Raw genomic sequence first — 20,658 nt, forward strand, 5'->3', positions numbered from 1 at the left:
TAATATTATAAATACTAAAAATAGGTTGAAATTCAGATGAAAATAGTTAAGTTAAGTGTTATTATATATATGAGACTAGTTTTAAATAATATTGTGTAAATTAAATCTGGATCTATTTTACAATATACAAATTTTAATGGTGTGTTTTAATATATAAATTTGTAAATTTGTTAAGGAATGCGAGGAAGTGAATGAGAAAGAAAAGTAATAATCTTGAAAAAGGGAATTACATTATAGAAAATAAAGAAAAATTATTACATAAAAGGAAAAAACGGAAAAAAGTAAGGGGCTTAATTTTATTAGTAATAATTATGGTAACAACGCTTATTACATTATGCATGAAATTGCCTTATTTTGATATTAAAAATATTGAAATAATAGGAAATGCGAATGCATCTAAAACTGAAATTAATGATATAGTCAAAACTCATTTAGGTAGTAATATCTTATATGATGGTTTTAGTAATAGTAAGAAACAAATTATGGAAAATCCATACATTCTAAGTGTAGAAGTTAAAAAAGTTTTTCCAAACAAGATTATTATAGAAATAAATGAAAAAGTAGCTATGTTTTATGGAAAAGTAAATAATAATTTTTACATTATAGATAACAAAGGAAACCTGCTTCAAAAAAAATCAGATATTAAAGGTATGAAATTAGTAAATCTAATTGGATTTGATTATGAAAAAGCCCAAGTAGGTAGTTTAATTGGAGAGAAGAGCGATCGAAAAATTGATACTCTAGTTTCAATGGCTAGTATCATCGAGAGTTATAGAAAAACTAGTAAATCAAGTAAGATAATGGCGCTAGATGTAAACAACGTGTTAGATATTAAGATTTTATATGGAAATATGTATATTAAATTTGGAACAACACTAGATTTAAAAAACAAATTTAATAAGGCGATAAATATTATTACGCAACCTCAATATGAGAATGCAAAGGGGTATGTAGATGTAAGTTTTACAGGAAATCCAGCGATTTATGTAGGACCAAAGAAGTAAGAAGGTATCTCCCCCGGAGAGTAGTAAGGAGGAAGTTTATGAAGAAGTTTATATCTCAAATATCCATTGGTATTATATGTGTATTATTAGGATTTATGATAACTTACCAATTTAAAATGATAAGCAAACAAAATTCAGCATCAACATCAGATACAAATAAAAATACACCTGAAATTATAACTGAAAATGAACAATTAAAAAAGAGTAAGATAGAGATGCAGAAAAAAATTGATGATTTAGATACTAAAACAAAAGAGTATGAAACTGCTGCAGGGGGTAAAGATGCGGCAAGTGAATTGTTAAACAAAGAATTAGTTGAGACGAGAATACTAACTGGAGATACCGATGTGAAAGGTGAAGGTATGACAATTTATATAACTCCTAAAACTAGCATTTTTGGAAGTAATTCTGATGATCAAAAAATAAATGATACAGATTTAGTTCATATAGTAAATGAATTAAATGCTGCAGATGCAGAAGCAATTTCTATCAATGATATTAGACTAACTTCTCGTAGTGGTATAAGAAATGCTGGAAATGCGATTATTATAAATGATGAAAGAGTTTCTTATAGTAAAAGAATAACTATTAAAGCAATTGGTAAAAGTGACATATTGGAAAGTGCTATCAGTTTCCCAGGAGCAATTCCACAAACCCTTAGCCAGACTTGTGATATAACGATGGAAAAATCAAATAAGGTTGTAATTACAAAATCAAATAGAACATATAAATTTGAGTTTGCGAAACCAATAGAAAAGAAGTAGAGGTGATTAAATGGTTGCTTTTGTAGGATTACTTATAGGTGTAATATTAGGAATTGTATGGAATGTTAATATTCCAGTTAAATTTTCTCCATATATTTCAGTAGCAATTTTTGCGTGTTTAGATTCTGTCTTTGGTGCATTAAGAGGTTCAATGTCTCATAATTTCCGTGCGGATATTTTTGTGTCAGGATTCTTCGGGAATGCTGCTCTAGCTGTAGCAATGGTTTATTTAGGTGATAAATTAGGAATACCAATTTATTTGGCTGCTATTATTGTATTCGGAGGTCGGATATTTGATAACTTTGCAATTATTAGACGACTTTTAATTGACAAAGCTAAATCCCACTCATGAGGTGATTAAATGAAAAATAATGAAGCTACCATATTTGTTTTTATTGCTTCGATAATCATAGGAATTCTTATATCAATGAACATTGGATTTAAAGGGAAAAGTAATTTTTTGGATGTAAAACAGTATGATCAAGCCTATAATGAGAGAACTAAATTATATTCAGAATTAAACAGTTTAAAAGAGCAATACTATAGTACGAGTGTGAAGCTTAAAAAATATGATACTGGTGATGAAAAGACACTTCAGGTTTCAAAAGAAATTAAAAAGGAAGTTATTGACAATAACTTAATAATTGGAAATAGTGATGTTTACGGTCAAGGGGTTAAAATTACACTAGAGGATGGAGTAGATAGTTTTGATAAGAATGTTACTATGAATCAGTTAATTCATGATTCTGATATTGTTCAAGTAATAAATGATCTTAGAAATGCAGGGGCGGAAGCAATATCGGTAAATGGAATAAGAGTTATTTATAATAATTGGGGATTATGTGCCGGTTCTAATATTGATTTAAATGGTGTCAAGATAGTAACTCCATTTTATATTAGTGCCATTGGAAACAAAGATATAATGTATAATTATTTAACTTTAGAGCAAACACATACATCATTACTCCAAAAAAGCGATGTTAAAATTAGTATTGCTAAGTCAGATGATATAAAGATATTAGCATATAATGGTGAGTTTATTTATAAGTACATGAGTTTAGTGAATAAATAATATTAAATATACGAATCTTAAAGGATTTTCCTGTTTAATGAAGAATTAATACAGAAATGGGATAGGGTAATTAATAATTGTTTTGTGCCCTAAAAAACTAAGGAGGGACGGATAGTTGTCAATTGGTGAAGTTTATAATAAAATAAAGAGTGTAATCCCAGAAAACGTAACACTAATATGTGTTTCTAAGACTAGGCAAATTAGTGAGATAAAAGAGGCTTATGAATCTGGGGCTAGAGATTTTGGAGAGAACAAAGTTCAAGAATTTCTTGAAAAATACGATAATATAGGGAAAGACAGTAGATGGCACTTTATAGGACATTTGCAGACGAATAAGGTGAAATATATAGTTGGAAAAGTTCATCTTATACATTCTTTAGATAGCATACATTTACTTAAAGAAATTGAAAAACGTTATGCAACAAAGAATGAAATAGCAAATGTTTTAATTCAAATAAATATTGGAAACGAAATCGCGAAGACAGGCGTTGCTCCTGAGGAAATGAATGATCTAATAAAGGTTTGTGAAGAATGTAATAATGTAAAAGTCAAAGGGCTTATGGCTACAATTCCAATTGGTGACGATGAAAGCTCTAGAAAATATTTTGCGAAGATGAAGGCTATTTTTGATAATCTAAAGACTTATAAATACAAAAATGTTTCAATGGAGTTTTTATCTTTAGGGATGAGCAAAGATTTTCCGATTGCGTTAGAACAGGGTGCTAATATGATAAGACTTGGCACAAAAATATTTGGGAAAAGAGATTATAAAAAACTGGAGGTAATATAAAATGGCAAGTAAAGTGATTAATAAAGTTATGGGTTTTTTGGGCATGGCAGAGGAAGAAGAGGATGAGGTTCAAGAAATAGATAATGAAGATGAAAATGTAGACATTGAATCATTGATGAGTGCAAACAAGAAACAGAGTAAAGTAGTGAATATTCATACATCAACATCTACAAAGGTAGTAATCATAAAACCAGATGATTTTGATGAAGCAACAGTGATTAGTGACAACTTAAAGGCTAGAAAGATAATTGTGATAAATACAACTGCACTTGAACCAAAAACTGGCCAAAGATTATTAGATTTTGTCGGTGGAGTATGTTACGCTTTAGGTGGGGATCTTCAGCAGGTAGAAAAAGGAGTATATATAATTTCACCATCAAATATAGAAGTTAATAATGAATTGAAAAACGAACTAAGTTCAAAGGGAATCTTTAATTGGAATAAGTAAAAATATGTATCAAAAAAATGAAGAAATCTCTAAGACACAATAAAATATTGTTGTCTATATTTGGAAAAATCAGGAGGTTATAAAATTTGTATTTGTATAATGTAATTAATATGTTTTTTAAGGTGTTAGAGTATGCAATTCTTATTGAAGTGGTTTTGTCTTGGGTTTATGCTGGGCGCTCAAATCAGTACACTGAAATTTTACATAAAATAACTAATCCTTTGCTAGAACCTGGTAGAAAGATTCAAAATAGATATTTTGGTAATATGATGATAGATTTTTCTCCAATAATAGCGCTTGGTATTATAATGATCTTAAAGCAAATAGTGTATGCTTTATTTACACTATTGTTATAAGGTTAAACACAGATGGATAAAAAATATTTTTTAAATAGTATAAATTGTGAAGATAAGAATTTAATTTCTAACATATTTAATAAAATACAAATAGCTGAAAAGACAAATCAAGTCATATTTACTAATGATTTTTTACCTCCAGCTATATGGCATCAAATTCTTGCTATAAGTGAGGATTATGAAATAAAACCATTTACAAATGGAATATTTAAAGATGCAGATAGGAGAATGTTATCATTTTCGACCGGTGAGACTCCTATAGAGTATCCTATAGTTTTACTTAAAATAAAAAATAAATCTAAATTTGCGAAGGTTGATCATAAGGATTATTTAGGGGCAATAATGTCACTAGGCATTAAAAGAGAAAAATTGGGTGATTTAATAATTCAAGATTCTGTATGTTATGCCCCGGTTTGCAGTGATATTAGCAATTTCATAATTAATAATTTAAATACAATAAAGAATTGCCCTTGCGATGTCATTGAGTATGATTATATATCACAGGCTCTTCCAGAAAGAAAATTTGAGGAAAAAGTTATTATAACTACGTCATTTAGGTTAGATGGTTTAGTTTCAGCTGTATGTAATATTTCTAGAAATGGTTCAGTTGAACTAATATCTTCAGGCAAAATACTGGTTAATTATTTTAATTGTTTAAAAAAAGATAAAGTTATTGAAAACAATGATACATTAACAATTAGAGGATATGGGAAATTTAAGGTGGTAGAGGTTGTAGGAAATACACAAAAAGGCCGCTTGAAAGTTGTAATAAAGAAGTACATATAGGCATAGGGGGGAAAGAATGAGAATAACATCTATGGATATTAACAATAAAGAATTTAAAAAGGTTATAAGAGGATACAACTCAGAAGAGGTTGATGATTTTTTAGAAACAGTATCTGATGAATATGAAATGGCATATAAAGAAAATTCTACGCTTAAAGAGAAGATAAGTTTTTTAGAAGAGAAGTTAGATCATCATGTTAAGATAGAAGCAACAATTCAAAATACTTTAGTATTAGCCCAAAATGCAGCAGAACAAGCAAGGGTTTCTGCTCAAAAGGAAGCTGAATTGATTATTAGAAATGCAAACGATGCTTCTCAAAGGATGCTAAATAAGGCTCATGATGATGTACTTAAGGTAAATGATGAATATGAAAAAGTTAAACAGGAATTTGCAAAATTTAGGACTAAATTCAGAAGTTTCATGAATTGTCAACTTGAGATGTTTGAAGGACTCGAAAACGATTACCTTAAAAATTATAACATAGGAAATGTTACTCATGATGATAGAATAGATGATGAAGCCGCTATTGATTCTGAATGTTCCAATTTAACACTCAAAAATATTGAGGAAAAAGATTTTCATGAAAACGGCGAAATGGAACAAATAAAAAGTTTTTTTGCTAAAGGGTAAAAACATAAAAAATCTCACTCATCGGGTGAGATTTTTTATGTAGCAAACATGTAATGTATAAAATGGGATAAAATAACTAAATTTTAGTTATTTATAAAATAAGGAGGAATATAAAAATGAATATAGGTATTATTGGGGCAATGCAGGAAGAGGTTCAATTTTTAATTAGGGATATGGAGTTTAAGCGGAAAGAAGTTAAGGCTAAAATGGAATTTAGTCTTGGAAGTTTACATAATAAAAATGTTGTTGTAGTAACTAGTGGTATAGGTAAAGTTAATGCAGCAATTTGTGCTCAAATATTAATTGATGATTTTAATGTTGATTACATTATAAATGTTGGTATTGCAGGTGGAACGGTCGAAAACATATATCCAGGAGACATTGTGATCGCAAATAATTTAGTACAACATGATATAGATACAACTATATTTGGTGATAGGATAGGACAAATTCCAAGGTTAGACACTTTTGAGTTTAAATGTGATGCTTCTTTAATCAAATTTGCAGAAGAATCATGTAAAAATATAAAAGGTCATAATCATTTTACTGGAAGAATCGTATCAGGTGACCAATTTATTGCAAATATTGATAAGATAAAGTGGTTAAATTCTGAATTTGAATGTTTGGCATGTGAAATGGAAGGGGCAAGCATTGCTCAGGTATGTTATTTAAATGAAACCCCATTTATTGTTATTAGATCTATATCCGACAATGCAAGTAACGGGGCCCAAATGGAATATGAAAAATTCAAAGATATTGCAGTTAAAAATTCTACAAATATTTTAAATAATATGTTGAAACTAATTTAGAAACCAATCCTTATAAGTGGTAAAAAAATATAAATATTATTAAATAAGTGTAATAAAATTCTTCCCATGAGAAAACATAAGCATATAGAAGTTTTAGTTTTTTAATATTACTACTATATTAAAACTAGAGGAGTTGTTATCATGGAAAAGAATAAAATGCAATATTTTAAAAACAAATTGATAAATGAACAGTCACGGGTACTTGATCTTATTAAATTAATGAGACAGAATGGAGTTATAGATTCTAATAGTGAAATGGCAACTGAATTGTCGTTTTATGACAACCATCCATCTGATATTGCCACCGAATTGTTTGATAAGGAAAAGGGACTTGCGTTAAAAGGAAATGAGATATTGGTATTAAATAAAATTGAAGATGCTTTAAAGAGCATTGATGACCATACTTATGGAAAATGCAAAAGTTGTGGAGTTGATATTGATCCAGAAAGATTAGAATTTATACCATATGCTACTAATTGTGTGTCATGTGAAAAATCTAGTGGTAATAAAAAACCAGCAGAGCAAAACAATAGATGTGTTGAGGAAGATATACTTGGATCATTTTTTAAATATAGCAATAAAGGCGAGGTAGGTGTTGATGAAGAAGATACTTATCAGGACGTAGAACGTTTTAATAATAAATTAGATGACATAATCGAATTTGATGATGAGGAAGGTTATGTTGAGCCTATAGAGAAAATAAGTAATCAACAATATAAAAATCAGCTACCAGATTAGCAGTATATCTAATTAGAAAAAATAAAAGAGTATATATTGCTTATAATTTTAAAATAATTAATTTAGAGCAATATATACTTTCTTTTGTATTAATAGGGGGAAGGGTATGGAAGTATTAATTATTTTTTTAGGCCTAATATTGGACAGATTAACTAAAGCTTGGGCGCTCACTGCTTTGAAAGATAATAATGGAGTTATATTAATTAAAGATTTCTTTAAATTGGAATATTTAGAGAATAGGGGAGCCGCTTTTGGAATACTTCAGAACAAATTAATATTGCTTGCATTAGTTACATTACTTGTTATATTGGGCATGATATATTATATTATTAAGTATAAGCCAAAATCAAAATTTCTTAGAATAAGTTTTGCGCTCATTATAAGTGGAGCACTTGGAAATTTATATGATAGACTGTTTTATAAGTATGTAGTAGATTTTATTTTAATTCATTATAAAGAGGTTTACTCTTTTCCAACATTTAACGTAGCAGATATGTTAGTTGTTGTGGGAACATTGGTTTTGGCAATTTCAATAGTAAAGGAAGAGGTATAGATGGAAAATTATGATTTTAAAGTTGAAGAAAACTCGGTTGGTATGAGGCTTGATGTATTTATTGCTAATGAATTTGAGGATAAATCAAGGTCATACATTCAAGGAATAATTGAAAAGGAAAATGCTACTGTGAATGGAAAATGTCGAAAAAGTAATTTTAAATTGAAATTAAACGACACGATTGATTTATCTATTCCAGATCCTATTGAGTTAAACGTAAAAGCAGAAGATATACCTTTGGACGTTATATATGAAGATAGTGACGTAATTGTGATTAATAAACCTCAAGACATGGTGGTTCACCCAGCACCAGGAAACTATACAGGTACATTGGTTAATGCACTCTTAAATCATTGTACAGACCTATCAGGTATAAATGGTGTTCTTAGACCAGGCATAGTACATAGAATCGATAAGGACACATCTGGGGCCTTAGTAGTAGCTAAAAATGACAATGCACATAACTCTCTTGCAGCGCAACTTAAAGATCATTCAATGACAAGAAGTTATTTAGCGCTTGTAGAAGGTCTTATTAAAGATGATGAAGGTATGGTTGATGCGCCTATCGGAAGACATTCAAAAGATAGGATAAAAATGGCGATAGTTGAGAGTGGTAAAAAAGCAGTAACTCATTATAAAGTAATTGAAAGATTTGAAGGTTATACATTAGTAGAATGCAATTTAGAAACAGGGCGAACTCATCAAATAAGAGTACATATGGCAAAGATAGGACATCCTTTAGTTGGTGATTTGATATATGGGTTCAAAAAGCAGAAATTTAATTTAAAAGGGCAGGTTCTGCATGCAAAAAGGCTTGGATTTATACATCCAACTACTAATAAATACATGGAATTTGATTCACCTATCCCAACTTATTTTGAAAAGTTAATAACTAAGTTAAGAAACAGTTGAAATAGTATATGACATGTGATATTATATTGGAAGTGCAATATCACATATTATGTGTATTGTTTTTTTTAATATAATACCTATCCCTTTAAATGTTCCAGAGAGAGCATAAGGATAAAGATAGTAATACTATTATGCAAGTATAGTATGCCTTTACCTTTTGGTAGGGGCTTTTTTTTATATTAATTCCGTATAAATATATATTTGATAGGAGGCGAAATTATGGAATTTAAGTCAGTGTTATTAGATGAAAAAGCTATAAATCGAACATTAACAAGAGTTGCACATGAGATTACTGAAAAAAACAAGGGCACAGAAAACATTATACTAGTGGGAATAAAGAGACGTGGGGTACCAATTGCACAAAGAATTGCTTTTTTAATAGAACAGTTTGAGGGAGTTAAGGTTCCAGTAAGTTCTGTTGATATTACATTATATAGAGATGATCTTACAACTTTAGATGACCAGCCAGTATTAAATAATGTGAATTTGGGCATAGATGTAAGAGGGAAGAAAGTAATTTTAGTAGACGATGTACTTTATACTGGAAGGACTGCTAGAGCTGCAATAGATGCCATAATAGATAATGGTAGACCTCAAATGATACAATTAGCTGTTTTAGTAGATAGAGGACATAGGGAGCTACCTATAAGAGCAGATTATGTAGGTAAAAATATACCTACTTCGAGTAAAGAGATGATTTCCGTTGAACTTTTAGAAACTGATGAAAATGATTCAGTGAGTATATACGAACTGTAGCTTAAGTAAACAAACGGCACCTCAGGTGATGACTGATCTTTTAATATAGTCCAGCGAGACTAAAAGGAGGAACTAACTAATGAAAGATTTTATAGATGTTGATGAAAAGTTACCTATTTTAAAGACTCTCCCATTAAGTTTCCAGCACTTATTTGCTATGGTGGGGGCAACTATACTTGTACCAATGCTTACAGGTCTTAGTCCCTCAATTGCCCTATTTTGTAGTGGTGTAGGAACGCTACTATATATATTATGTACAAAAGCTAGGCTTCCGGCATATGTAGGTTCATCATTTGCTTTTATAGGACCTATGAGTGTTGCTACAAAGGCATATGGACAAAGTTCAATGCTATCTGGAATTATTGCTGCAGGGCTTGTATATGTAGTTGTAGCTTTAATTATTAAGCTTATAGGTATTAAATGGTTAGATAGAATGTTACCTCCAGTTGTTGTAGCTTCTGTTGTAATTGTAATAGGCCTAAGCCTTGCAAGTGGTGCAATAAATTGGTCAGGTTTAAATTCAACATTTACAGATCCTGGGCTTAAAGGCGTAGCTAGAGCTACATGGATATTTATATCAATGACAACTTTAGGCGTAGCAATAGTGGGTACTATGTATTTCAAGGGCTTTTTCGGAGTAGTACCTATTTTAATTGCAATGGTAGTTGGATATATATTGTCAATATTATTAGGGGTAATTCCTCATGAAGTTTTAATGGAAATATCATCAGCAAAATTTATTAAATTGCCAAGTTTTGTTTTGCCGACATTTAACATAAATGCTATTATGCTTATGGCTCCAATAGCTTTTGTAACACTTGCTGAACATATTGGACATGTATATGTTACAAGTAATGTTTGCGGTCGAGATTTTACAAAAGATCCAGGACTTCATAGATCAATACTTGGAGATGGTATTGCTACAATGTTTGCAGGCTTTGTTGGAGGCCCTCCTAATACGACTTACGGTGAGAACATAGGAGTTATGGCAATCACAAAGGTTTATAGTGTTTGGGTAATTGGTGGAGCTGCAATTATTGCAATTGTATTATCATTTATAGGACCTGTGTCTGTAGTTATAGGTAATATTCCATTACCTGTAATTGGGGGAGTAAGTGTAATGTTATTTGGAATAATCGCATCTTCTGGTTTTAGAATTTTTGTTGAGGATAAAGTTGATTTTAGTAAAAAGAGAAACCTTATTATCTCTTCAGTAATAATAGTTTTAGGAGTAGGCGGTGGTGGAATTAATTTCCATTTAGCAGGTGCACAAGTACAAATCGCAGGGGTTGCACTTGCAACTTTAGTGGGTATAGTATTAAATTTAGTTTTACCTCAGACAAGCAAATCAGGGGAGAATTAATAAGGTCTTAATTAATAAAATCATAATATGTAGTGTCAGACTAGTTCTGGCACTTTTGTTTTTCAAAAGTACAGCTAATTTAAAAATTATAGACAATAATAGCAAATAGAGATATTATTATATGAGTGATATAAGTTAAAAGGGACATTCAAATAAATAAAAACTTATTATACTATTTATTTAAATATTCCTAAGGAAAAGAAGAAATGGGAGAGATAATATATGACATATACTTTAATAGCAACTACAACCTTCGGGTTAGAAGCAGTTACAGCTAAAGAACTAAAGGCACTAGGGTACGAGGATTTAATAGTTGAAAATGGAAGAGTCATGTTTGAAGGCGATGAAATGGATATTGCTATATGCAATATTTGGTTAAGAACTGCAGAAAGACTTTTTATAAAAATGGCTGAATTTAATGCATTGTCTTTTGAGGAATTATTTCAAGGTACAAAAGCTGTTGAATGGGGTAATTTAATACCAGAAGATGGGAAAATGCATATTGTAGGTAAATCTGTAAAATCACAACTACATAGTGTTCCAGATTGTCAGAGTATAGTAAAAAAGGCAGTAGTAGAATCTATGAAGAAAAAATATAATAAAGAATGGTTTACAGAAGAGGGACCGGTCTATAAGATCGAGGTTTCAGTTTTAAGAGATGTTGTAACTTTATCAATAGATACTTCAGGTGTGGGATTACATAAGAGAGGGTATAGAGAATATGCTGGTGAGGCACCACTCAAGGAGACATTAGCTGCTGCTCTTGTTTTAATAAGTAAATGGGATAGTACGAGAGTACTCGCTGATCCACTTTGTGGTTCAGGAACCATCGCAATAGAAGCGGCTCTTATAGCAAAAAATATGGCACCAGGGGTAAATAGAGAATTTGTATCTGAGACTTGGCCAAGTATGGATAAGGACATTTGGGAGCAAGTTCGTGAAGGTGCAAAACGAACTATAAATCCTAATCCTGTTGAAATACTAGCTTCAGATATTGATGGAAGATTAATTAAGACAGCAATAGATAATGCAGAAAAAGCTGGTGTTAAGGAATTTATAAAATTTCAGAAAATACCAATGCAAGAGTTTGCCTCAAGGCAAAAGTATGGAGTTATAATAACAAATCCACCATATGGAGAGAGACTAGGCGAGGTTGAGGAAGTAAAGAGACTTCATATTGATCTTGGTGTTATGTATTCAAGCTTAAATGAATGGTCTTGTTTTGTTATAACAGCTAATCGTGATTTTCAAAAGGATTTTGGAAAGAAATCAGATAAAAACAGAAAATTATATAATGGAAGATTGTTATGTTACTATTACCAATATATAAAAGAAATACCTAGGAAAAAGAAGGAAGACTAGAGAAATATAGACTTTCTCCTACGTGACTTGAAATAAGAGCTTGAAATGTGAAATTCAATTAAGAAATTCTAGTATTTTGTAAATGAAAAATTCTCTGGCGCTCACCCTGGTTGTCCTGTGGGTTCGCTAGCCTGACTTCCTGTCAGGCTCACGAGAATTTTTCAATTACAAAACAAGAATTTCTAAATTGAATTTCAATTCTTTCTGCTCTTCTTTTTTCAAGTCACTTCCGCAGAAAGTCATACTACTATGTATATGCTGTGGAAGGTCAAGGGACAAGGAGTCGCTATCCCCATGTTTAACGGGTTTTGTGAATTTTCAATAAAGATAAGACAAGGGAGTTATGTATAGTAGATCCCTTGTCTTATCTTTCGGTTTATATTTCGGTGAATGAATTAGAAAGATAATTATATATCTTTCTAAAAATAAGTCGCAATATTTCTATTTTATATTTTGTATTGATAAATTTAATTTATAGTTTCCATATTTTAAAATTTCATCTAAGAAATCTACAATTTCAGTTTGAGTAGAGGCTGTTAATTGTAGTATGTAGCAACCATCTCCGCTTATTCTGTGAGCCTGCGTTACTAATGAATTATTATTTATATATTTTTTAAATGATAAATGGTCAGTTGTTTTCATAAAAACAGTTATAAAAGCGGTTAGATTTTTACCGAGCATTTCAGAATTGATGTTTACAGTATAACCTTTAATAACACCTGATTTTTCCATTTTGCTTATTCTGTTTTTAACTGCTTGTCCAGTTAAATGAACTTCTTCACCAATTTCTTGCCATTGCATTCGTGAGTTTTTTGTAAGAAGACTTAAAATTTGAGTGTCTGTTTGGTCAAGCATAATTACACAAATCCTTTCATGATGGGATCATTTTGACTCTTATGATTTATCTAATCAAGTAATATCTATTATATAATAAGTATATCATAAATAATTGGAGGGATATACATTGAAGATTCAGCTAATTCGTCATGCCACCTTAATAGTATCAGTAAATAATAAAAGAATACTTGTAGACCCTGTATTAAGTGAAGCAGGCTCTATGGTTCCTATTGAAAATGTGCCAAACCAAAACTATAATCCATTAGTTGAATTGCCTATAGATATTGATAACATTACTAATTGTGATGCTATAATTGTTACTCATACTCATAGAGATCACTTCGACGTGGTAGCAGCAAAATTACTTTCTAAAAATATTCCTGTATTTTGCCAACCTAAGGATGAGATAAAATTACAATCTTATGGATTTATTGATGTACATCCTATCGATACCACTTTTATTTGGAATGATATTATTTTTAATCGTACAAATGGAAAACATGGACATGATGAACTTGCTATAAAAATGGCACCAGTATCAGGGTTTGTTATGACCTGTTTTGGAGAGCCTACTGTTTATATAGCAGGAGATACAGTCTGGTGTAAAGAAGTTGAAGATTCAATAGATAAATTCAGGCCTGATATTGTTGTTTGCAATTGTGGTGGAGCACAATTTGATCATGGAGAGCCTATTACTATGACAACCAAAGATATATATGCATTATGTCTTAGATATTCAAATCTAAAGGTTGTTGCTGTACACATGGAAGCATGGAACCATTGCAGATTATCAAGAAAAGATTTAATTAATTATATTAATATCAATAATATTAATACTAATGTGATTATACCTCAAAATGGGGAAGAATTAAGTTTTGTATTTTAAATAATATTGTTAAAGGATTATAGAGATATTTGTAGAATAACTATTCAAACATGTTATGTAGTACTGGTATTTTATAACGGTAATTAAGATTAAATTTATGCTAGAATTATAGTTATAATATATTTAATGGTAGATTTGTTATTGTAGAAAGCATGGGGAATACAATGGAAAGATTAATAAAGTAATATATACTTGGAAATGGAGGTATAAGTAGTTTGGGATTTAATAATAGGGCAACAAAATTTCAAGAAATGGTTAGAGATCAATCAAATGATGAATTAGGGTTATTTGAAAAGTATGATGAGATTTTATTTGATGTAAGAAGTAGGATAATTAAATATAAGGCTGTAAGTGTTATTGACATAGGATGTGGAACAGGTAATCTATGCGGTGAATTAAGTGAAAGAATGGATATAACAGGAATCGACCAAAGTATGGAAATGATCTTATTTGCTAAAAATAAATATAATAAGATGAAATTTAAATTAGGGAATTTTCTAGATGAGCCTTTTAGAAAAAACGATGTTGATGTTGTTGTAACAACATATGCTTTCCATAGCCTAAATGATAATGAAAAGAAAGAAGCAATTAAATACATGTTAGGATATTTAAAAAATGATGGTAAAATTATTATTGTGGATTTTATGTTTGCCGATGATAATGAAAGAAAAAAATGCATAAAGAACCTATGTAGTAAAGGTAGAGAAGATTTATCGAGTGTAATTGAAAATAAATATTATACCAATATAGAAGAATTAGAAAAATATATTAGAGTTTTAGGTTGTAAGATTCATAGTGAGCATATCGTAAATTTTACATGGATAGTAGAAATTGAAAATAAGGGTTTATTTTAAAATTATCGACTTTATAAGACAAATTGTCTCTTCAAATCTTTCTTATATATCATAGTAAGAAAACCCATATCATTTGATATGGGTTTCGATATTAAACGTATATTGATATTATGAATGGAGCACAACATCAATCGATGTTAGTTACTACATACGCAGCCTACCGGCTAAAAGATTTTTTTGTGGTGATTATTGGAGTCTATTATCTGTTTATCAGCCATTGCTTTTAGATATATATTATGGAACTACATAATAGTATGAGAATTCTTCGAAGTGGATAGCAATAAGAAATGAAAAAACATTGAAATTAAATTTATTAATTCTTCTTTTTTAATATAAAATTCTCGTAAGCCTGCTAGGACGGCAGGCTAGCGAACCTGAGCCAGGAAGGCGAATGTGAGTGTTAGAGAATTTTATATTGGAAAAAGATTAGAATTCGTTAATTAAATTTCACGTTTTGAATTTTTATTGCAAGTCACGTCCTGGAGAATTTTCATACAGATGTACTCCACTCTATTCTATTCTTTCTAGGGTACTTTCAACAGGAGTTACATATATAGTTTTATTTGTTGTGTAAATAACCATTCCCGGTTTTGCTCCTGAAGGTTTCTTTACATTTCTAACCTGTGTATAATCTACTGGCACACTAGATGAATTCTGGGACTTACTATAAAATGCTGATAAGTTACCTGCTTCAAGTAGAGTATTTGCTGGGATATCACCAATGTTTTTAATAATAACATGGGAACCAGGTATATCCTTTGTGTGGAGCCACATGTCATTTTTATTGGCAAACTTTAAAGTTAAAAGATCATTTTGAATATTATTCCGACCAACATAAATATCAATGCCATCACTTGATAGAAAGTGCCTTGGTTTAGTTGGTTTTACTTTTTTAGTTTTACCGTGTTTTTTTATTTTAATATACTCAGTTTCTACTAGTTCATTTTTAATATCTTCTATTCCACTATAGTTATCTACATTTAATATATTGGTAAGCACGGAATGAAGATATTTTAATTCATTTTCGGTAAGATCCATTTGAATTAAGGCCATTTCCTCACCTATTTTAAATTTATTATATTTTTTGTAATAGTATTGGACATTTTGTGATGGAGTTTTATGTTCATCAAGTTTGATTTTAATATATTCACCATTGTCGCTGTAATAATTCACAAGATTTGCAAATTTATCGCCCTTTTTAAGTGAGTATATATTTGCAGTTAGGAGTTCACCGTGTAATTTATAAGTACCTTTAGTGGAACAGTCTTTCAAAGTTGCGTTAAGTATTCTCATTTTTTTATCACAACGACTAATATTGGTATTAACTATTTTTTGAAGATTAGAACTTTTAGCGTTTAACCTATCATGTTTATCTTTACGGAAATAAAAAGTCTCTATAAGTTTAGAGGGTGAATCATATTGTTCTAGCTCACAATCTTTTAATGAGGTAAGCTCAACAGAGTGAAAATCTTTAAGGACACCTTTCTTAGCATAAGCTGCTAAAAATTTATTTTCATGCATGTTTTTAAAAAGGTCTGTTGTGAAATTATATATATTTTTAGCGTTTTCTAAGTTGAAATCTGCATTTTTAGTGAGGTATCTATACACAAGTTCGGAGGAAAGGTTTGAGCTTACGCCTGTGAAAGTACCTGTGAAAAATTTCTCAGTAAATTGGATATCATTTGTAGTTATATACTTATAGAATTCATCATATTCAAAATTAAAAGCATCTAATTTTGTGGAAGCTGGTGGGTAGATGTATTCGACACCGGTATATAAAACACGGAAACTGTTGACATCTGCGCCAACATGTTTAATGCTATCCATAATTATATTATCTCGCGTACGAACTAGGCTTATGTTACTATGTCTACCCATTATTTCAATTATTAATGAGTACATACTATCAAAACCTAATTCATCACTGCTCTTAAAGTCAATAACTAGCAACCTATCCGAATTTAGTTGTCTAACATCTAAGACAGTGGCTGTATTTAAATATTTTCTTAGAACCATGCAAAATATAGGGGCTTGTTTTGGGTTTTCTAGGTTAAAGTCTGTAAAGTGAATTCTAGGATAATTAGCTCCTGAACTTATTAGTAACTTATGTATTTTTCTGTTTTTCTTGAAACTTAGTATGATTTCGTCTTTCTCTGGTTGGGTTACTTTATCAACTCTACAATCTATGATTACATCTTTAATTTCCTCAATGAGGCTAGATAAAAAAATTCCATCCAATGCCATATATATCATCCTTTCAGTTTGTTTTATCATTATAAATTTTATTTATGCTTTTTAAATAATACATTATATTATATACTATTATATATAATATAGTATCTTTTAGATAATCTTTATGTATTCAGCGGAATATGAAATATATTACTAATAATAGTATACCATTAAAGAAAATTAATGAAAAGTCACGGTATACGAATGTAAAAAGGAGGAGTTATATGGAAATTATAAATTTTACTAAAATGCAGGGAACAGGAAATGATTTTATTGTTATTGAAGATTTAGAGGAAAAATATAATGATCTAGGGGTACTTGCTAAAAAACTTTGTGATAGGCATTATGGAATAGGTGCTGATGGAATTTTAGTGGTTAGAAAAAGTACTATAGCAGATATTCAGATGATAATTATGAATGCTGATGGTTCTTATGCTTCTATGTGTGGAAATGGTATTAGGTGTTTTGCTAAATATATATTTGAAAAAAAATATGTATTAGGTGAGAACATAAAAATTGAGACTGGTGATGGAGTAAAGCTCGCAAGTATTTGTGTTAAAGATGGAGAGTTCATAGGTGTTATTATAAATATGGGGAATTATAATTTTAATCCTATAAGCATTCCAGCTTTATCATCTATCGAAATAATAAATAAGAAGTTAGATACTAACAATAAGGACTATTATATTACGTCATTACTTATGGGTGTTCCACATACTGTTGTTTTCGGAAAACTTGAAGATTATGAAGTTTGTGAGGGGAAAGTTATTGAGAATAACAGTCTATTTCCACAGAAAACAAATGTAAACTTTTGTGAAGTAGTGGACAAAAACAGGATAAGAGTTAAGACTTGGGAAAGAGGTGCAGGGCCGACTCTTGCGTGTGGTACTGGTAGTTGTGCGGCGGTGGTAGCAGCTAATAGACTAGGGTATACAGAGGGGAAAGTCGAAGTGCAGGTTCCAGGTGGAATACTTAATATTGAGATTGTTGAAGGTGAGGTTTTAATGGAAGGGCCCGCAGAAACTGTTTTTAAAGGACAATTTTTAATGTGATAACTAATATGCAACTGTCTATGTAATAATAGTACAGTTGTTTTTTTATGTAAATTATTTTTGAGCAAGTGAATAAAATTTCTAGAATTGACAATGATTACAAATAGAACAACATTTATAAATTTTACGTATCAGAAAGGGTAAAATACCATGAAAAAAAATTTGCTCCAAATATTATTAGATAAAAAACTTATTACCACAAGGCAATATAATGAAGTAAAGGAAATTTCACTTTTAAATAGGTGTAGCGAAGAGCAAATTATTATGAATGACACAAAAATAGACCTAAAGGAAGTTATTTCAGTAATAGAGATTAATTTTGGTATATCTTATATTGATTTAGATTCTACATGTATAAAGGATGAAGTCTTTAATTTAATATCAAAGGAGGTCGCTACTAGGTACAGTTTAATACCCTTTTATGAGAATAACAATGAGGTATATGTTGCCTTTTCAAATCCATTCGAAATAACAGTTATTGATGAATTAAGATTTATAACAAATAAAAAGATTAAGGTCTTTTTCGATCTGACTAGTCATATCGCAGAGGTCATTGAGAACTGTTATGCGAAACAAATTGTAGATGTTGCAGTTGAAGAAATGAAAAAAGAATATATTTTAGAAAGCAAACAAAATAATGAAGAGCAGTCTTCTACATTTGGGGCTGAGAACTCACCGGTTATAAGGATAACGAATTCTTTGTTAAAGAGGGCCATAAATGCAGAGGCTAGTGATATTCATCTAGAGCCTTTTAAGGATTTTGCTTTAATTCGCATGAGAGTAGATGGAATATTAAATGAAATAAATAAAATTCCGAAAAATGTATATAAATCCTTATGCACAAGATTAAAGATAATGGCGAATATGGATATAGCTACAAAATTAACTCCGCTAGATGGGAAGATGACAGAAAATATAGATGGTATAGATTACGACTTTAGGGTATCTTCATTGCCTACAATGTATGGCGAGAAGTTAGTTATAAGGGTTTTATACAAAGTAGAAAGATTTATTAATTTGGATTCATTAGGTTTTAGTAAGGAGAAGGTTCTTCTTTTAAAAAGTGTATTAAAACTTTCTCATGGAATGATAATAGTAGCGGGACCTACAGGAAGTGGAAAATCAACAACATTGTATGCACTACTAAATGAAATTAATAGTAAAACTAAAAATATAGTTACAATAGAGGATCCAATAGAATATAATATGCCTGGAATTAATCAAGTAAACGTAAACAATAAGGCGGGTCTAACTTTTTCGATAGGGCTTAGGAGCATTTTAAGGCAGGATACTTATATAGTTTGTTAAGCACTGAATTTACTAGGGTTTAGATACATTCGTCAAAAGATTCGTCAAAAATAAAGTGAAAAAAAATTACTTAAAAATTTTGTCTATTCTTTTAGCAGCATTTTTAAGCATATCACTTGTTACATGGGAATAGGTTCTATAAGTTTCTTGAACATCATGCCCCAACAACTTAGCAGCTGTTTTAAAATCCATCCCATCCGCTATCAACAAAGTTGCATAAGTATGTCTTAACTCATGTAGACTAATATCAGCAAGTTCTCTCAACTTAGGATTTAAATATTTAAAAATGCTTGCACTGTTAAATGGTGCTATCCTATTCTTAAAATCAGTAGGGTTATTTTTTTTGTAAAATTTTAATGCATTTAATGTTTTACTTGATATTGGTACTGTCCTATATGAATTTTTGCTCTTTAATGTGCCAAATGTAGAGGGTTTATTTTTTTCAAGTACCTTCCATTGCTTATTAACATCTAATGTTAGATTTATTTCGTCTAGATCATTCCAAGTAAGACCAAGTATTTCACCTAACCTTATTCCTGTATTGGCAGCTATAAAAGCTACTATATAAAATTTATTGTTTATTAAATCATTTAAAAGTTTATCAAGTTCTGGTTTAGTAAGTGCTTTTTTATTAGTTTTATTTTTTTCCTTAGGTACTTTTATTTTTTCGGTCGGTAAGCTTACAATTATATTTAGATCTTCCTTAACATATTTTAAAAAAGTATTTAACCTTACTACATGTGATGTAATTGTACTTTGCTTTAAACCTTCTTTAACTAATTTATCTACGACACCTTGAATATCAATTTTCTGTATATCTTTTATTTTAATAGAATTTAGACACTTAAATTTAGAAAAGGTATTTTCAGAAGCCTTCACTGTATTATATTCCTTATATAAATTGCTATGCTTTAAATACATTTTAGAGACTTCCTTAAAGGTTTGATTTGCACCTTCTACATCTACATTATTTTTAATGCTAGACTCTAAATCTTCTAACATCTTTTCAGCAATAGGTTTGGCATCTCTCTTAGTTTTAAAACCTTGCTTGCTTTTCTGTTTCCACTTATTATCAATATCTTTATAACTTATTATAAATTGCCAACCTTTGTCTTTTTGTCTATAAGTAATATTATGCTCCAAAT

Annotated in this window: 23 protein-coding genes; 20 read left to right on the forward strand and 3 right to left on the reverse strand. The window is 30.1% G+C overall.

Annotated features, from left to right (window positions below):
• Window positions 1-191: 191 nt before the first annotated feature.
• From LL038_RS02705 to LL038_RS02780, 16 genes are all read left to right on the forward strand, one after another.
• A complete protein-coding gene (locus LL038_RS02705) occupies window positions 192-1,004 on the forward strand; it encodes a cell division protein FtsQ/DivIB (protein ID WP_216122315.1) in 813 nt (270 codons plus the stop codon).
• A 38-nt stretch (window positions 1,005-1,042) separates the two neighbouring features.
• Window positions 1,043-1,768: a DUF881 domain-containing protein gene (locus tag LL038_RS02710; protein WP_216122317.1), complete on the forward strand. Its 726-nt coding sequence runs from the start codon at window positions 1,043-1,045 to the stop codon at window positions 1,766-1,768.
• Between the two features lie 10 nt (window positions 1,769-1,778).
• Window positions 1,779-2,120 carry a small basic family protein gene (locus LL038_RS02715; protein ID WP_071613405.1) on the forward strand — a complete coding sequence of 114 codons (342 nt, stop codon included), beginning with the start codon at window positions 1,779-1,781 and terminating at the stop codon, window positions 2,118-2,120.
• A gap of 9 nt (window positions 2,121-2,129) precedes the next feature.
• Window positions 2,130-2,840, forward strand: a complete 711-nt coding sequence (locus LL038_RS02720; RefSeq protein ID WP_216122318.1) for a DUF881 domain-containing protein — start codon at window positions 2,130-2,132, stop codon at window positions 2,838-2,840.
• A 115-nt stretch (window positions 2,841-2,955) separates the two neighbouring features.
• Window positions 2,956-3,630 carry a YggS family pyridoxal phosphate-dependent enzyme gene (locus LL038_RS02725; RefSeq protein ID WP_216122320.1) on the forward strand — a complete coding sequence of 225 codons (675 nt, stop codon included), beginning with the start codon at window positions 2,956-2,958 and terminating at the stop codon, window positions 3,628-3,630.
• Window position 3,631: 1 nt separating this feature from the next.
• The gene (locus LL038_RS02730; protein WP_216122323.1) at window positions 3,632-4,078 is read left to right on the forward strand and encodes a cell division protein SepF; all 447 of its coding nucleotides are present in this window, start codon (window positions 3,632-3,634) and stop codon (window positions 4,076-4,078) included.
• Between the two features lie 86 nt (window positions 4,079-4,164).
• Window positions 4,165-4,434 carry a YggT family protein gene (locus LL038_RS02735; RefSeq protein WP_253199848.1) on the forward strand — a complete coding sequence of 90 codons (270 nt, stop codon included), beginning with the start codon at window positions 4,165-4,167 and terminating at the stop codon, window positions 4,432-4,434.
• Window positions 4,435-4,446: 12 nt separating this feature from the next.
• Window positions 4,447-5,220, forward strand: coding sequence for an RNA-binding protein (locus tag LL038_RS02740; protein ID WP_216122325.1), 774 nt, complete (start codon window positions 4,447-4,449; stop codon window positions 5,218-5,220).
• Window positions 5,221-5,236: 16 nt separating this feature from the next.
• Complete coding sequence (locus LL038_RS02745) at window positions 5,237-5,851, forward strand: DivIVA domain-containing protein (RefSeq protein WP_216122327.1); 615 nt, start codon at window positions 5,237-5,239, stop codon at window positions 5,849-5,851.
• Window positions 5,852-5,967: 116 nt separating this feature from the next.
• A complete protein-coding gene (locus tag LL038_RS02750) occupies window positions 5,968-6,660 on the forward strand; it encodes a 5'-methylthioadenosine/adenosylhomocysteine nucleosidase (protein WP_216122329.1) in 693 nt (230 codons plus the stop codon).
• A gap of 141 nt (window positions 6,661-6,801) precedes the next feature.
• Window positions 6,802-7,398 (forward strand): TraR/DksA C4-type zinc finger protein, encoded by a 597-nt coding sequence (locus LL038_RS02755; protein ID WP_216122331.1) that lies wholly within the window; start codon window positions 6,802-6,804, stop codon window positions 7,396-7,398.
• Window positions 7,399-7,504: 106 nt separating this feature from the next.
• Complete coding sequence (gene lspA, locus LL038_RS02760) at window positions 7,505-7,951, forward strand: signal peptidase II (protein ID WP_216122333.1); 447 nt, start codon at window positions 7,505-7,507, stop codon at window positions 7,949-7,951.
• Complete coding sequence (locus LL038_RS02765) at window positions 7,952-8,863, forward strand: RluA family pseudouridine synthase (RefSeq protein ID WP_216122335.1); 912 nt, start codon at window positions 7,952-7,954, stop codon at window positions 8,861-8,863. It begins immediately after the preceding gene.
• Between the two features lie 219 nt (window positions 8,864-9,082).
• Window positions 9,083-9,619, forward strand: coding sequence for a bifunctional pyr operon transcriptional regulator/uracil phosphoribosyltransferase PyrR (pyrR, locus tag LL038_RS02770; RefSeq protein WP_071613395.1), 537 nt, complete (start codon window positions 9,083-9,085; stop codon window positions 9,617-9,619).
• Between the two features lie 79 nt (window positions 9,620-9,698).
• Window positions 9,699-10,982 carry a uracil permease gene (uraA, locus tag LL038_RS02775; RefSeq protein WP_216122336.1) on the forward strand — a complete coding sequence of 428 codons (1,284 nt, stop codon included), beginning with the start codon at window positions 9,699-9,701 and terminating at the stop codon, window positions 10,980-10,982.
• Window positions 10,983-11,204: 222 nt separating this feature from the next.
• Window positions 11,205-12,344 (forward strand): THUMP domain-containing class I SAM-dependent RNA methyltransferase, encoded by a 1,140-nt coding sequence (locus tag LL038_RS02780; RefSeq protein WP_216122339.1) that lies wholly within the window; start codon window positions 11,205-11,207, stop codon window positions 12,342-12,344.
• 441 nt (window positions 12,345-12,785) lie between these two features.
• Here the strand turns inward: LL038_RS02780 and LL038_RS02785 are convergent, their stop codons facing one another.
• Window positions 12,786-13,199 (reverse strand): Lrp/AsnC family transcriptional regulator, encoded by a 414-nt coding sequence (locus LL038_RS02785; protein WP_216122340.1) that lies wholly within the window; start codon window positions 13,197-13,199, stop codon window positions 12,786-12,788.
• Window positions 13,200-13,308: 109 nt separating this feature from the next.
• Between LL038_RS02785 and LL038_RS02790 the strand changes: the two genes are divergently transcribed.
• Both LL038_RS02790 and LL038_RS02795 read left to right on the forward strand, forming a co-directional pair.
• Entirely contained in the window at window positions 13,309-14,067 is a 759-nt protein-coding gene (locus tag LL038_RS02790) for an MBL fold metallo-hydrolase (protein WP_216122342.1), read from the forward strand.
• A 215-nt stretch (window positions 14,068-14,282) separates the two neighbouring features.
• The gene (locus LL038_RS02795) at window positions 14,283-14,921 is read left to right on the forward strand and encodes a class I SAM-dependent methyltransferase (protein ID WP_253199847.1); all 639 of its coding nucleotides are present in this window, start codon (window positions 14,283-14,285) and stop codon (window positions 14,919-14,921) included.
• A gap of 510 nt (window positions 14,922-15,431) precedes the next feature.
• Here LL038_RS02795 and LL038_RS02800 read toward each other — a convergent pair.
• Window positions 15,432-17,165 carry an Rqc2 family fibronectin-binding protein gene (locus tag LL038_RS02800; protein ID WP_216122540.1) on the reverse strand — a complete coding sequence of 578 codons (1,734 nt, stop codon included), beginning with the start codon at window positions 17,163-17,165 and terminating at the stop codon, window positions 15,432-15,434.
• 221 nt (window positions 17,166-17,386) lie between these two features.
• Between LL038_RS02800 and dapF the strand changes: the two genes are divergently transcribed.
• Both dapF and LL038_RS02810 read left to right on the forward strand, forming a co-directional pair.
• Window positions 17,387-18,205 carry a diaminopimelate epimerase gene (gene dapF, locus LL038_RS02805; protein WP_216122543.1) on the forward strand — a complete coding sequence of 273 codons (819 nt, stop codon included), beginning with the start codon at window positions 17,387-17,389 and terminating at the stop codon, window positions 18,203-18,205.
• 150 nt (window positions 18,206-18,355) lie between these two features.
• Window positions 18,356-19,513, forward strand: a complete 1,158-nt coding sequence (locus LL038_RS02810; protein WP_216122344.1) for a GspE/PulE family protein — start codon at window positions 18,356-18,358, stop codon at window positions 19,511-19,513.
• A 66-nt stretch (window positions 19,514-19,579) separates the two neighbouring features.
• On the opposite strand, the gene LL038_RS02815 is transcribed toward LL038_RS02810, so the two are convergent.
• Complete coding sequence (locus tag LL038_RS02815) at window positions 19,580-20,656, reverse strand: site-specific integrase (RefSeq protein WP_216122346.1); 1,077 nt, start codon at window positions 20,654-20,656, stop codon at window positions 19,580-19,582.
• Window positions 20,657-20,658 lie beyond the last annotated feature (2 nt).

It is taken from the genome of Clostridium estertheticum, from assembly GCF_026650985.1.
Classification (GTDB): Bacteria; Bacillota; Clostridia; order Clostridiales; family Clostridiaceae; genus Clostridium_AD; species Clostridium_AD estertheticum_C.

Coding starts and splice junctions, on each gene's coding strand:
- LL038_RS02810 (WP_216122344.1), top strand. CDS start 18,356: ATGAAAAAAAATTTGCTCCAAATATTATTAGATAAAAAACTTATTACC.
- LL038_RS02780 (WP_216122339.1), top strand. CDS start 11,205: ATGACATATACTTTAATAGCAACTACAACCTTCGGGTTAGAAGCAGTT.
- uraA (WP_216122336.1), top strand. CDS start 9,699: ATGAAAGATTTTATAGATGTTGATGAAAAGTTACCTATTTTAAAGACT.
- LL038_RS02785 (WP_216122340.1), bottom strand. CDS start 13,199: ATGCTTGACCAAACAGACACTCAAATTTTAAGTCTTCTTACAAAAAAC.
- LL038_RS02710 (WP_216122317.1), top strand. CDS start 1,043: ATGAAGAAGTTTATATCTCAAATATCCATTGGTATTATATGTGTATTA.
- LL038_RS02745 (WP_216122327.1), top strand. CDS start 5,237: ATGAGAATAACATCTATGGATATTAACAATAAAGAATTTAAAAAGGTT.
- LL038_RS02740 (WP_216122325.1), top strand. CDS start 4,447: ATGGATAAAAAATATTTTTTAAATAGTATAAATTGTGAAGATAAGAAT.
- LL038_RS02750 (WP_216122329.1), top strand. CDS start 5,968: ATGAATATAGGTATTATTGGGGCAATGCAGGAAGAGGTTCAATTTTTA.
- LL038_RS02730 (WP_216122323.1), top strand. CDS start 3,632: ATGGCAAGTAAAGTGATTAATAAAGTTATGGGTTTTTTGGGCATGGCA.
- LL038_RS02765 (WP_216122335.1), top strand. CDS start 7,952: ATGGAAAATTATGATTTTAAAGTTGAAGAAAACTCGGTTGGTATGAGG.
- LL038_RS02755 (WP_216122331.1), top strand. CDS start 6,802: ATGGAAAAGAATAAAATGCAATATTTTAAAAACAAATTGATAAATGAA.
- lspA (WP_216122333.1), top strand. CDS start 7,505: ATGGAAGTATTAATTATTTTTTTAGGCCTAATATTGGACAGATTAACT.
- LL038_RS02705 (WP_216122315.1), top strand. CDS start 192: ATGAGAAAGAAAAGTAATAATCTTGAAAAAGGGAATTACATTATAGAA.
- LL038_RS02715 (WP_071613405.1), top strand. CDS start 1,779: ATGGTTGCTTTTGTAGGATTACTTATAGGTGTAATATTAGGAATTGTA.
- LL038_RS02800 (WP_216122540.1), bottom strand. CDS start 17,165: ATGGCATTGGATGGAATTTTTTTATCTAGCCTCATTGAGGAAATTAAA.
- LL038_RS02720 (WP_216122318.1), top strand. CDS start 2,130: ATGAAAAATAATGAAGCTACCATATTTGTTTTTATTGCTTCGATAATC.
- pyrR (WP_071613395.1), top strand. CDS start 9,083: ATGGAATTTAAGTCAGTGTTATTAGATGAAAAAGCTATAAATCGAACA.